We start from the raw sequence: 13,148 nt of genomic DNA, 5'->3' as shown, positions 1-13,148 counted from the left end.
CCCGGAGCCACTCCAGTCCCGGGCCGCCCCCGGCCACTTGGTGCCGCCCCGGCCCCGCCCCGCCCTGTCCATCAGCGGGGCACCGCGCGGGCGTCAGCGGGACACCGCGCAGGCGTCAGCACGCCACGCCCTGAGCCACGTCCACCTCAGCCGCAGCACGCCCTCAGCCGCGGATGATCGCCAGCGCCTCGTCCCGGACCCGGTCGGCGGTGGCGGCGTCCCGGGCCTCCACGTTCAGCCGCAGCAGCGGCTCCGTGTTCGAGGCGCGCACGTTGAACCACCAGTCGTGGCCGGTGACCGTCAGCCCGTCCAGCTCGTCGATGGCGATGCCCTCGCGGCCCTCGTACGCGGCCTTGATCGCGCCCAGCCGCCCCGTCTGGTCGTCGACGGTGCTGTTGATCTCGCCGGAGGCCGCGTACCGGTCGTACCGGCCGACCAGCTCCGACAGCGGTCCCTCCTGCCCGCCGAGCGCCGCCAGGACGTGCATCGCGGCGAGCATGCCGGTGTCGGCGTTCCAGAAGTCGCGGAAGTAGTAGTGCGCGGAGTGCTCGCCGCCGAAGATCGCGCCGGTCCTGGCCATCTCCTCCTTGATGAAGGAGTGGCCGACGCGGGTGCGGACCGGCGTGCCGCCGTGCTCCTTGACGACCTCGGGGACGGACCAGGAGGTGATCAGGTTGTGGATGACCGTGCCGCCGGGGTTCTTGGCCAGCTCACGGGCGGCGACCAGCGCGGTGATCGCGGACGGCGAGACCGGGGCGCCGTTCTCGTCGACGACGAAGCAGCGGTCCGCGTCGCCGTCGAAGGCGAGGCCGAGGTCCGCACCCACCTCGCGGACCCGCGCCTGGAGGTCGACGATGTTCTTCGGATCCAGCGGGTTGGCCTCGTGGTGGGGGAAGGAGCCGTCCAACTCGAAGTACATCGCGTCGAGTTCGAGCGGCAGTCCCTCGAAGACGGTCGGTACGGTGTGCCCGCCCATGCCGTTGCCCGCGTCCACCACGACCTTCAGCGGACGGATGCCGCCGAGGTCCACCAGGCCGCGCAGGTGGGCGGCGTAGTCGCCGAGAACGTCGCGCTGTGAGACGGTGCCCGGCTTCGCCTCCGGCTCCTGGGCGCCCTCGTCCGACCACCGCTCGACCAGCGCGCGGATGTCGGCGAGGCCGGTGTCCTGGCCGACCGGGGCCGCGCCCGCCCGGCACATCTTGATGCCGTTGTACTGGGCCGGATTGTGCGAGGCGGTGAACATCGCGCCGGGCAGACCGAGCGCGCCGCTGGCGAAGTACAGCTCGTCGGTGGAGCAGAGGCCGATCTCGGTGACGTCGACGCCACGGACGGCGGCTCCGCGGGCGAAGGCGGCCGAGAGGCCGGGGGACGACGGCCGCATATCGTGCCCGGTCACGATCGCGGAAGCGCCGGTGACCTCGGCGAACGCGGCGCCGAACAGCTCTGCCAGGGACTCGTCCCACTGATCGGGGACCACACCACGCACGTCGTACGCCTTGACGATCTGGGACAGGTCGGTCACGGGCCAGCCCTCCTGGGGGTTTTGTGGGGTTCCAAACGTAGCGGGTGCGCTGCGCTTGGCTTGGGGCGGTGGGAGTGCTGCGCTTGGCTTGGGCTGCCTTGGTGCTCGCCGTTGTCGGCTGTCCGCTGCGCTTTGCCTGAGCCGGCTGGTGCTCGCCGTTGTGCCTGCGGGCATGTGCTGCGCTGTGCCTCAGCCGACGTTTTGGCTGCTCCACCGTTGCGCCGGCGGCGGTCTGTGTTCCGCTGCGCGGGACTTTTCGGCCGCGGTGCCGGACCTCCGGACTCCGTCCTGCGGTCCGGCCCCTCCCTTGGGGGTGGTGTGAAGGCCGGTGGGGAGGAACGTCGCCGGTCGGCGATCCGTGTGCTCAGGAGTCCGGGGACCGCAGCACCCGGAGGTGTCCCCGGCGGGCCACTTCCATCGGCTGGGCGTCGCCACCGCCCGCGCCCGCCGCGCGCTCCTGGGGCCGCGCCGCCTCCCGCACCGCGTTGGCGAGCGCTTCGAGATCGTCGCTGCTCGGCCGCGCCGGGGCGGAGTCCAGGGCGAGGCGGACGACCTCCCAGCCGCGCGGGGCGGTCAGCCGCTCGGAGTGCTCGGCGCACAGGTCGTAGCAGTGCGGTTCGGCGTAGGTGGCAAGCGGTCCGAGCACGGCGGTCGAGTCCGCGTAGACGTACGTCAGCGTTGCGACGGCGGGGCGGCCGCACGCGGTGCGCGAACAGCGACGTACAGGGCTCACGACGTTGGACGGTACCGCACTCTTGAGCGGGCCGCGACGACTCTCCCCCGGCTCACCCAACCGTGTCGTCCCGCTTCGTCCGATGCGTCTGACCTGCACCCGCTCGACCTGACCTGCGTCGGGCCGGGGGCGGCGGCCGGCGTGCGGCGAAGAATCCCGTCATGCAGCCGTCACCAGTAGGCGCATTTCATGTCATTCCGCGGGAGATCCGCGATCCGATGCGGGGCGGCAAACGAACGCAACGCGGACCGGTCCGGTCACTCGGCGACATGGCGCGTCTTGCCGCGCTCGCCGGTCGGCGCCGTGCCCTGACGGTTACGCTCAATGCTGATGGACACCCCCGTACCGCCCCGACCTACGGAGCCGCGCATCCGCCGCCGCGACCGCCATGGCCGTGGCATGCGCGGCCCGATCGCGCCTCCTCAGGTGCCGCTGTCGGTGACCCGTGCCGATGCCTTCGTGGATCTTGTGTATGACTCCCGGGACCGGCTGGAGCGGCGCTGGCCGCAGCTCTCGGAGGTCGACTTCATGGTTATCGAGGTGCCCGGTTTCGGCCGGCACGACGGGCCGGGGCCCGAGGCGGACGACGGGACCGTACCGCTGGGCCGGGTGCTGCCGGCCGCCGGCGGACATCGCGACCGGATCGTGATCTACCGGAGGCCGGTGGAGATCCGTACGAAGAGCCGCGACGAGCGGGCGCTGCTGGTCCATGAGGTGGTGGTCGAGCAGGTCGCCGAGCTGCTGGGGCTGGCTCCGGAGTCGGTGGATCCGCGGTACGGGCAGGACTGACGGCCGGGACCGGTGAGGCCGGCCGGCGGACGGCCTTCTGTCGCGGGGCCCGGTGGCCGTTCTGACGGGTCCCGGTTGCCGTTTCCGTCACGAGGCCCGTCGCGCTTCCGTCACTGGTCCCGGTTGCCCTCCCGTCACCGGTCCCGGTTGCGGGATGTCCCGTCCGCCCGGCCCGGGTGCCCCCGTCCGCCGCCCGTAGTGCCTCAGTCCGTCAGCAGCGACAGATCCTGACCCGCGGTCGGCACGACCACCGTGCCCCGGTCGTCGGGCAGCAGCTGCACCGTGAACGCCGGGATGCCACCCTGCGGCAGCGTCAGGGTGCGTGCCGCGTACACCGGTCCGCCGCCCCGCTCCGGCTCGACGGTCAGCGCGTAGGAGCCCTTGAGGCCCTGGGGGCGCGGCGGTTCCACGGCCATCGTGGTGCCGCCCTTGACGGTGTACGTCTTGCTGACCGGGGTGCCGCCGCCGCTTCCGGCGGACGCGGTGACCTTGACCTTGGCGTCCTTGCCCTTCTCGGGCGCGAGCAGCGAGAGCGTGCTGCCCTTGGCCCGGTTGTCGGCGACCGTGGCGCGGGTCTGCACCGGCCTGGACGACGGGATGAACGCCATCTCCTGTTTGTCGCCCTTGCCGCGGATCACCCGCAGCGCGGCCGCGACCGGGGCCTTGGAGTCGCCGTCGGCGGGCGTCAGCACCAGCGAGCCGGCCTCGCCCTTGGTGATGTCCTTGAGGTCGACGGCCGTGGTCATGCCGCTTTTGACGTGCAGTGTTTCCAGACCGGCCGGGGTGATCAGACCGGTCGGGGTGGCCAGCCGGACCTTCAGGTCGGCGTCGGATTCGCCGGGCGCGACGGCGACCAGCCGGACGGCGGTGGCGTCGGCCGGGATGCCGGGCAGGACCAGGCTCGGGGACGGGTCGGCGGAGGCGGGCAGCCAGTCGCTGCCGAGCTTGCTGTCGCCGGCCTGGACGGACGCGCCGACCCGGCCCTCGCGGGCGCTGACGTGCAGCGCCGCGTTGGTGACCGGGGTGCCGGTGAGGGTGGAGAGCAGCACCGGGACGGTGGTGTGCGGCGGTACCGCGATGTCCTCGCCGGCCGGCGCGGTCAACGTCCCGTCCTTGCCGTGCAGTTCGAGGTCGACGACGGCGGTGGACGAGTCGGGGTTGGTCAGGTGGACGTAGTCCCGGCGGTCCCGGTCGGTGCTGACTCCGGGGAACCAGAACGTGGTGTCGGGCGCGGCGCAGGTCAGGCCGAGCAGTCCGCGCCCGGTGCCGGCCGCGACGGAGGTGGTCTGCTGGACGGTCCAGCCGGGCGCCAGCGCGCCGTCGGCGGCGCCCACCAGGGCGGGGGCGTCGGCACCGTCGGCCGTCGCGGTGACCGGCTTCCCGGCCTTCTGGAGGGGCGCGACGGGCTTGCTGTCGCGGGGCAAGACGACCTGGGGGCCGACGGAATCCCCACCGGTCTCCTCGGCCTTCGCGTCCTTCCCCTTCTTGTCCCGGCCCTTGTCCCCGTCCTTGTCGCTGCTCTTCCCGTCCCCGTCGTCGGTGTCCTTGACGGTGCCGGCGGGGAGCAGCTTGGCGGTGCCCTTCCCGGCCGCGTCGGCGCCCGCGCCCTTGGGGGCGAAGGAGGTGTACGTCGTCTCACCGACCTGCGACGAGGTCGGGGCCGGGCAGAGCAGCGCGGAGCGCTGGACGGGCAGCCGGGTGCCGCCACCGGACGTCTCTGGTGTCTGGCCCCCCGGGGCCGCGAGGGCGGCGACACCGGTGACCGCGGCGAGCGCGACGGCCGCGCCGGTCAGGGACATGATGGTGCGCTTCACTGCTGGTCGCTCCCGTCACGGCGCGGCTCGGGGAAAGAGCCGGAGTACCCCGGGTACACGGTGCCGTCGTCGTAGGGCTGGGGCTGTTGCCGGCCGTCGTATCCGGGCTGCTGCCCGTAGCCGTAGAGGTCGTACCGGCCCGCCTGGTAGGGGTCCGCGGCGTACGGGTCGGCCTGGTAGGGGTCCGTGGACGGGTACGGCTGCTGCCCGTACGTGTGCTGCTGGGTGTCGTACGGGCCGGCGGGCGCGTAGGGCTGCTGGTCGCCGTGGCCCGGCTGCTGGACCGGCTGACCCTGCTGCTGGGCGGCCTGCCACTGCTCGTACGACTGCTGCTGCGGCACCGCCGCGTACGGGTCAGCCCCCTGTACGGCGTCCTGGCCGGGGATGCCCCCGGTCATGGGATCGGCGGTGGGAGGGGCCGGCATCGGCTGGCCGTCCCCCGGGGGCGGTCCCGACGCGGGAGAGGGTCGGGAAGTGGCTCCCTCGCCGGCCGCGCCGGCCGCGGCCCGCAGCCGGCGCGCCCGGCGGCCTTCGCCCGATGCCCCGGCCGCCTGTGCAACGGCGGCCGCGGCCTCCTCGGGCAGGTCGTCGTCGATCTCCCGGCGGCGGCCCGGCAGCGCCATCACCACCAGGACGACGGCGAGCAGGCCCTGGGCCCAGAGCCAGAGGGTGTGGCCGAGCGGGTTCTCGTGGGTGAGGTCGAGGCGGCCGCCGCCCGCGGGAAGCTGGAAGCCCTGCGCCCAGCCGTCGAGGGTCACGGGCTTGAGCGGGGTGCCGTTGAGCGTGGCCCGCCAGCCCGGGTCGGCGGCGTCCGCGATCCGCAGCACCCGGCCGGTGTCGCCGTCGGGCACCCGGGTGTGCGCCTTGACGGGCCCGGCCGCCACGGCGATCGGCGGGGCCGCCTCGCCCGCCCGGGTGCCGTCTTTCGCCTCGCCGGCGACGATCGAGACCCGCGAGACCCGCCGGTCCACCCGCCACAGGGCGCTGCCGTCCTGCTGGCTGAGCCGGGTCAGCCCCGGCGTCGCGTCCAGCACCCGGCCCATCTCGCGCGGTGCCCCGTCGCGCACCAGGATGTAGCGCACCGCGTAGCCGCCGAGCTGGTTGGTCTGGTCGGCGCCGGAGCCGGCCACGAGGTTGGCGACGATGCCGCCGAGCCGGGCGTTCTCCCCGGCCTCGGCGGCCAGGTCGGCGTCGCCGAGCCGGGCGCCCGAGCCGCGGACGAGGGTGTAGTCGACATGGCCGGGACGGCCGTCGAGGACCAGGGTGCGGGCGCGGTCGGCGGTGCCGGATTCCTCGGCGACGAACGCCGGGACCTGCACCGGGTCGCGCCGCTCCAGGGGACCGGCCGCGCCGGTGATCATCCAGCTGACCGCGGCGTAGAGCGGGGCGAGCACGGCGGCCAGCGCGATCAGCACGGCGACCGGCTGCTTCCAGCCGAAGCCCAGGGCGGCCATACGGGTGCGGATGCCCTCGGCACCGATCACCGCGGCGCACAGCAGCGCCAGCCCGTAGACCAGCATCGCGGGCCCGGTCCAGCCGGAGGCGTTGCCGAGCGCCGCGCACAGCAGCCCGGCCACCGCCACCGCCCAGGCGGTACGGATCGCGGTCTGCCGCTCGCCGCGCAGCGTGGCGGCGAGCGCGGCCAGCACCACGCCGAACAGCAGCACTCCCCCGACGGCCTTGGGGCCGCCGGGGCTGAGCCCGATCAGATCCGGTACGGAGGCGGAGCCGGCGCCGTAGTCGAGCCCGGCTTCCTGGAAGAACCGCCCGGGGTGGGTCAGCAGCGACAGCGACCAGGGGGCGAGCACGACGAGCGGTGCGATCGCCACGGCCAGGAAGCGCAGCACGTACGCGAAAAGCAGGTGCCGGCCCCCGTCCAGGAAGCGCAGCACCAGCAGGGCGGTGCCGAGCAGGACCGCGATCGGCCAGACGACCGGGGTGAGCGCGGTGGTGAAGGCGACCAGCAGTGCGTACGCCCAGGCCGCGCGCCAGCCGGGGCGTACGCCGTGCGGCAGGCGCAGCCCGCTCGCGGCGATGGCCGCACGCGCCATCAGGGGCAGCAGGATGGCCAGCACGGTGGTGCCCAGCCGGCCGCCGGCGAGCGCGCCGGCGGTCGCGGGCAGGAACGCGTACGCGATGCTGCCCCAGGCCCGCAGCAGCCGGGAGGCGACCAGCGGGCGGGAGGCGAAGTAGGCGGTCAGTCCGGCCAGCGGGACGGAGCAGACCAGCAGCAGGGTGACGGTGAAGCCGGTGCTGCCGAGGAAGATGCTCGACACCAGGGCGAGGATCGCCAGGTAGGGGGGCGCGGGGGCGGTGTCGCCGACGCCGACGGCATGCCAGCTGTCGAGATAGGACGACCACAGGTCGGACACGTCCGCGGGCGCGGGCAGCATGGCGCCGCCGGTCAGCGCGCCGGAGCCGAGCAGCCCGCGGCAGGCGATCAGGGAGACCAGCAGCAGGACGAGGAAGAGCACCGGCGCGGGCTTGCGGGCGATCCGCTTGAGCCGGGCGAACTGCTCGATCTCCAGGAAGTCGGCGTCGTCACCGCCGGGCCCGGATTCCACGGCGCCGTGCCGTCCGGCCGACGCGACGTCCGGTGCGGCACGTCCGCCGAGGTTGCCCGCGACCTGTTCGACGGTGGCGCGTACGGTCGCGCCGGGCGGCGGGAACAGCGGTCGCAGCTCGCTCGCGTCCACCGCCGGCCGGCCTCTCCGCTTGCGTGCGGCGAGGATCTTGCCGGGCCGCAGCAGGGTGCCGAAGAGCCCGGCGAGTTCGTCCAGCGCCTGGCCGGGGACCTTGCCGAGGAGGTAGGCGACGACCCGCAGGAGGGTGCCGAGCAGCAGCCGGAGCAGGACGTAAGGAAGCAGCGCGCCACGGGTGTTGGCGAGCAGGGTGTAGACGGCGCCTGCCTTGTCGACGCGGTGCGGAGTGGAACCACGCAGCGCGAAGCGCTTCGATGAGGGGTGGTGGTCGGGCGACGGGCGGGACGCCGACCGGCCGACGCAGTCGATGGGGCGGCGTTCACGGGCCGACGCCTCTGCGTGCCGCAGCATCGCGTGCGGCGCGATGAGCACCTGGTGGCCGGCGGCCTGGGCGCGCCAGCACAGGTCCACGTCGTCGCGCATCAGTGGCAGTCGGCGGTCAAAGCCGCCCAACTCCTCGTAGACGTCACGGCGGATGAGCATGCCGGCGGAGGAAACGGACAATACAGGTCGTACTTGGTCGTGCTGCCCCTGATCCTGCTCGCGGCGGTCCAGGCCGGTCCAACGACGGCCGCTGCGCGCGATACTGACGCCGGCCTCCAGCAGCTGGCGGCGGTCGTACCAGCTGCGCAGCTTGGGGCCGACGATGGCGGTGGCGGGGCTGGCGTCGGCGACCCGCAGCAGCTCGGCGAGCGCGTCCGGTTCGGGCGCGCAGTCGTCGTGCAGCAGCCACAGCCACTGGACCGGCTCCCCGTGCGGGAGTTCCGGCATGTCGTAGGCCTCGTCGTGCCAGGTGCGGCTGACCGGGTCCCAGCCGCTGGGCCGCTTCAGGTAGGGCAGGTCGTCCGGGGTCAGCACCCCGGCCGTGCGGACGGCTTCGTCGACGGCGGTGCCGAATCCGGAGCGGCGGGCGAGGTGCAGCACCCGCTGGTCCCCGATGGCCTCGGCGAGCAGCCGGGCGGAGTCGTCCGCGCTGCCGGTGTCGGCGCCCATGACGTTCTGCACCGGCCGCTCCTGGCCGAGCAGCCCGGCCAGCGCGTCGGGCAGCCAGCGGGCGCCGTCGTGGGAGACGATCACGGCGGTGACGACATGCCGGGGGAACTCGGGGGTGGCGGCTGCGTATGGGGCGGACTGGGCCGCCGACTGGCTGTGCACGGACATCGAGGTACGGGCCCTCCGGACCCGGGAGTTCGGGGCCCGCGGCGAAGTCGCCGAGGGCCCCCGCCCCCGGAAGACACTGCGACGGACTACGAGGCGGGTGAGTCCTGCGGACGCTGCGGCCCGTGGGGGCGTTGGCGCATCTCGGACGGGGCCCCACACTAATGCTTCGCGTCGGTGCACCGGCCTGCTCCGTACACGGCAAACCGCCTCCGGCGGGCAGGGCGCTGGAGGCGGAATATTCGCTATAGGGGGATATGGGGAGTTGGGGCGGTACGGCGGTGGGGCCCGCGGGGCCTCGCGCCGTTGGCGGGACGGGCGGCCGTGTCATCGTCAGACGGCGGCCTTCTTGAGCCGGCGCCGCTCGCGTTCGGACAAGCCGCCCCAGATACCGAAGCGCTCGTCGTTGGCGAGGGCGTATTCAAGGCACTCGGAGCGAACTTCGCATGCGAGGCACACTTTCTTGGCCTCGCGGGTGGAGCCACCCTTCTCCGGGAAGAAGGATTCGGGGTCGGTCTGCGCGCACAGCGCGCGCTCCTGCCAGCCGAGCTCCTCCTCCGCCTCCTCGACCAGCAATTCCTGGAACAGCTCGGTCATGTGCGCCCCTCGTCTGTCTTTTACGTCCCCGTGATCTCGCCGTGATCGAAAACGGCTGAACGACACGAGTGAAATTACAAGTGTGCTGATCCGGGCCAGTCAAGCCGAGATCTGCTATTGGGCCTCTTATTCACTCTGCGGAACCAAGCATATGCGGAAAGTGTTCAAATCATCCAAAACCAGGACACATCCATGGCTCACCATCCGCCACTCCCCTCTCAGCACCCAAGACGCGGCCGAACGGCATTCACGTTGCACCCCGCGCGCCGAAGCGGGGGAGATCACAGAGAGATCACAAGAACGCAACGGCGTCGGGGAGCGCGGACTGGGGGCGACCTCTCCCGCCCGGTGGATGCACAAACCTTTCACCGAACGCAGTAACCGGATGAGGTGAATCATTCCCCGTAAAACCGGCATCAGGTTGACATCACGCGGGGAACTCCGGTCTTCTTGTGCGCATGCCAGTGACTCCCGCGCCCCGCCTGACCCGTGCCTACGGGTCGCTCTGCGCTGCGCAGTCCCGCTGTCGCTGTTCCAGCTGTCGAAGCCACTGAGCTCCAGCTTTTCCGCTCGCACCACCCCGCAGCGCCCCCGCTCCGCGACCTGAGCGCGCGCCCCCTACCGGGACGAGCCCGCGCCGCGCCGCCCGCCCCGCTCGCGTCACCCAGCTCTTCCGCCGAGGAACCCGAAGCACATGAACAGCGACGTCCAGATCGCCGGCGACCCGCTCGCCATCCCCCATCTGCTGCCGCCCGTCCCCGCCCACCCGGCCACCGTCGCCGGCTTCGCGGGCCTGGCACGCCGGATCGCGGCGGACCGCGACTCCTGGGCCCCCCTCGTCCGCTACGACGCCACCACCCGCTGGTACCACCGGCTGCGCACCGTCCCCCAAGCTCTCGGCTCCGCCCGAGCAGGGGAGACCCCGATCGGCTACGAGGTCTGGCTGCTGAGCTGGGTCCCCGGCCAGGGCACCGGCCGCCACGACCACGGACCCTCCTCCGGCCTACTGACCGTCCTGGAAGGCGAGTTGACCGAGCACACCGCCGACGGGCCCCGGACACTGCGGGCCGGCTCCGAACAGGTCTTCGCGCCGGGCTACGTCCACGAGATCGTCAATGACGCCCTGACGCCCGCCGTCAGCCTGCACATCTACTTCCCCGGCCTGACCGAGATGCCGATCTACCGCGGCCGGTACGCGATGTCGGCCGAGGAGCTCGCCACGCGCTGAAGTCCCCCGGTGCCGGACCGCCTCACCGAGTCGCCCTTCGACTGCCCCACTGCCTCATGCGCCTGACAGACTGCCTCCATGCGCATTGTGGTTCTGGCCGGCGGTATCGGCGGCGCCCGCTTCCTGCGGGGACTGAAGGCAGCGGCTCCGGACGCGGACATCACCGTGATCGGCAACACCGGTGACGACATCCATCTGTTCGGGCTGAAGGTGTGTCCCGACCTCGACACCGTGATGTATACGCTCGGCGGCGGCATCAACGAGGAACAGGGCTGGGGCCGTAGCGGCGAAACCTTCCGGGTGAAGGAGGAGTTGGCGGCCTACGGTGTCGGCCCCGAGTGGTTCGGGCTCGGCGACCGGGACTTCGCGACGCACATCGTGCGGACCCAGATGCTGAGCGCCGGCTATCCGCTGAGCGACGTCACCGAGGCGCTGTGCGCGCGCTGGAAGCCCGGCGTACGGCTGCTGCCGATGTCCGACGACCGGATCGAGACCCATGTGGCCGTCGACGAGGACGGCGAGCGCAAGGCGATCCACTTCCAGGAGTACTGGGTGCGGCTGCGTGCCTCGTTGCCCGCGCACGCCGTGGTGCCGGTCGGCGCCGACCAGGCCAAGCCCGCCCCCGGCGTGCTGGACGCCATCGCCGAGGCGGATGTGGTGCTGTTTCCGCCGTCCAACCCCGTGGTGAGCATCGGCACGATCCTGGCGGTGCCGGGCATCCGCGAGGCGATCGCGGACGCCGGGGTCCCGGTGGTCGGCCTGTCGCCGATCGTCGGGGACGCCCCGGTGCGCGGGATGGCCGACAAGGTACTGGCGGCGGTCGGCGTCGAGGCCACGGCCACCGCGGTGGCGCAGCACTACGGGTCGGGGCTGCTGGACGGCTGGCTGGTCGACTCCGTGGACCGGGCCGCGGTGGCCGAGGTCGAGGCGGCCGGGATCCGCTGCCGTGCCGTCCCGCTGATGATGACGGATGTGGACGCCACCGCCGCGATGGCGCGCGAGGCGCTGGCGCTGGCCGAGGAGGTACGGGCGTGAGTGAGCCGAGCACGGGGGTCCCCCCGGCCGGAGTCCCCCAGCTACCGCTGGGTGGGGGTGCCCCCAGAGGGAGGGCCATGGACCGCAGCGGAGAATCCGGGAAAAGGTGCGCGCCTTGTGGAGGCGGGGCCGGGCGAAGTGAGGTTTCGGCGTGAAGCAGGTGCCCGGCTACCGGGTGTGGGCGCTGCCGGGCATCCCGGAAGTGCGGCCCGGCGACGACCTCGTGAAGCTGATCGCCGCGGCGGCGGCCGGGGACGGGCTGCCCGGACTCGCCGACGGTGACGTCCTGTTGGTGACCTCGAAGATCGTCAGCAAGGCGGAGGGCCGGGTGATCGAGGCCGGCGACCGCGAGGCGGCCATCGACCAGGAGACGGTACGGGTCGTGGCGCGCCGCGGCGGGCTGCGGATCGTGCAGAACCGGCAGGGCCTGGTGATGGCCGCGGCCGGTGTCGATGCCTCCAACACCCCTTCGGGAACCGTGCTGTTGCTGCCGGAGGACCCGGACGCCTCGGCCCGCGCGCTCCGGGCGGGCCTGCGCGAGGCGCTCGGCGTCGATGTCGGCGTGGTCATCAGCGACACCTTCGGGCGGCCGTGGCGCGCCGGGCTCACCGATGTCGCCATCGGGGCGGCCGGCGTGCGGGTACTGGACGATCTGCGGGGCGGTGTGGACGCGTACGGCAATCCGCTCAGCGCCACGGTGGTGGCCACCGCCGATGAACTGGCCGCCGCCGGCGACCTGGTGAAGGGCAAGGCCGCCGGGCTGCCGGTCGCGGTGCTGCGCGGGCTCCCCCAGGTCGTCGCGGACGGCGTCGACGCCGACGGGGCACGGGCGCTGGTGCGCGATGCGGCGAACGATATGTTCCGGCTGGGGACCTCGGAGGCCCTACGGCAGGCGGTGACGCTGCGGCGCACCGTCCGGGAGTTCACGGATGCCCCGGTGGACGGTGGCGCGGTGCGCCGGGCCGTGGCGGCGGCGGTGACCGCGCCGGCCCCGCACCACACCACGCCGTGGCGGTTTGTGCTGCTGGAGTCCGGGGAGTCGCGCACCCGGCTGCTGGACGCGATGCGGGACGCCTGGATCGCGGATCTGCGGGGCGACGGTTTCCGCGAGGAGTCCATCGCCAAGCGGATACGGCGCGGCGATGTGCTGCGGAAGGCGCCGTATCTCGTGGTCCCGTGTCTGGTCATGGACGGCGCGCACACCTACCCGGACGCGCGGCGCAACGCCGCCGAGCGGGAGATGTTCGTGGTCGCGGGCGGAGCGGGGATCCAGAACTTCCTGGTGGCGCTGGCCGGTGAGCGGCTGGGCTCGGCGTGGGTGTCGTCGACGATGTTCTGCCGGGACGTCGTGCGTGAGGTCCTGGAGCTGCCCGCGGAGTGGGATCCGATGGGCGCGGTGGCCGTCGGGCACCCGGCGGCGCCGCCGCGGGAACGGCCGGACCGGGACGGTGCGGACTTCGTCGTGATGCGCTGACCCGCGGCCGGACGCCCACAGGACGTCCACAGGAGCGCGATGCCCTGACCCACCGACGGACGTACGAACGGGATCCCACCGGGGCGCACGGGCCCA

Annotated in this window: 9 protein-coding genes; 4 read left to right on the top strand and 5 right to left on the bottom strand. The window is 73.2% G+C overall.

Annotated elements, in window-relative coordinates; genetic code table 11:
* Nucleotides 1-163: 163 nt before the first annotated feature.
* The gene (locus K9S39_RS27380) at nt 164-1,522 is read right to left on the bottom strand and encodes a phosphomannomutase/phosphoglucomutase (RefSeq protein ID WP_248865962.1); all 1,359 of its coding nucleotides are present in this window, start codon (nt 1,520-1,522) and stop codon (nt 164-166) included.
* Nucleotides 1,523-1,886: 364 nt separating this feature from the next.
* Nucleotides 1,887-2,315, bottom strand: a complete 429-nt coding sequence (locus K9S39_RS27375; RefSeq protein WP_248865961.1) for a DUF3499 domain-containing protein — start codon at nt 2,313-2,315, stop codon at nt 1,887-1,889.
* A gap of 270 nt (nt 2,316-2,585) precedes the next feature.
* Between K9S39_RS27375 and K9S39_RS27370 the strand changes: the two genes are divergently transcribed.
* Nucleotides 2,586-3,044 (top strand): metallopeptidase family protein, encoded by a 459-nt coding sequence (locus tag K9S39_RS27370; RefSeq protein WP_248865960.1) that lies wholly within the window; start codon nt 2,586-2,588, stop codon nt 3,042-3,044.
* Nucleotides 3,045-3,247: 203 nt separating this feature from the next.
* On the opposite strand, the gene K9S39_RS27365 is transcribed toward K9S39_RS27370, so the two are convergent.
* The 3 genes from K9S39_RS27365 to K9S39_RS27355 form a co-directional block, all read right to left on the bottom strand.
* Nucleotides 3,248-4,858 (bottom strand): DUF5719 family protein, encoded by a 1,611-nt coding sequence (locus K9S39_RS27365; protein WP_248865959.1) that lies wholly within the window; start codon nt 4,856-4,858, stop codon nt 3,248-3,250.
* Entirely contained in the window at nt 4,855-8,721 is a 3,867-nt protein-coding gene (locus tag K9S39_RS27360; RefSeq protein ID WP_248865958.1) for a glycosyltransferase family 2 protein, read from the bottom strand. Before K9S39_RS27360 ends, K9S39_RS27365 begins: the two co-directional genes overlap by 4 nt.
* Nucleotides 8,722-9,051: 330 nt before the next feature.
* Nucleotides 9,052-9,315 (bottom strand): WhiB family transcriptional regulator, encoded by a 264-nt coding sequence (locus tag K9S39_RS27355; RefSeq protein WP_136744116.1) that lies wholly within the window; start codon nt 9,313-9,315, stop codon nt 9,052-9,054.
* Nucleotides 9,316-10,009: 694 nt separating this feature from the next.
* Here K9S39_RS27355 and K9S39_RS27350 point away from each other — a divergent pair.
* The 3 genes from K9S39_RS27350 (at nt 10,010) to K9S39_RS27340 (ending at nt 13,052) form a co-directional block, all read left to right on the top strand.
* On the top strand, nt 10,010-10,543 hold the full coding sequence (locus K9S39_RS27350) for a cysteine dioxygenase (RefSeq protein WP_248865957.1): 534 nt from the start codon (nt 10,010-10,012) through the stop codon (nt 10,541-10,543).
* 78 nt (nt 10,544-10,621) lie between these two features.
* Nucleotides 10,622-11,578, top strand: a complete 957-nt coding sequence (gene cofD / locus K9S39_RS27345) for a 2-phospho-L-lactate transferase (RefSeq protein WP_248865956.1) — start codon at nt 10,622-10,624, stop codon at nt 11,576-11,578.
* 151 nt (nt 11,579-11,729) lie between these two features.
* Nucleotides 11,730-13,052, top strand: coding sequence for a coenzyme F420-0:L-glutamate ligase (locus tag K9S39_RS27340; RefSeq protein WP_248865955.1), 1,323 nt, complete (start codon nt 11,730-11,732; stop codon nt 13,050-13,052).
* The last annotated feature ends 96 nt before the right edge of the window (nt 13,053-13,148 follow it).

The organism is Streptomyces halobius (genome assembly GCF_023277745.1).
In the GTDB taxonomy this organism is placed as follows: Bacteria; Actinomycetota; Actinomycetes; order Streptomycetales; family Streptomycetaceae; genus Streptomyces; species Streptomyces halobius.
This window is presented reverse-complemented; position numbering and strand designations above follow the sequence as displayed.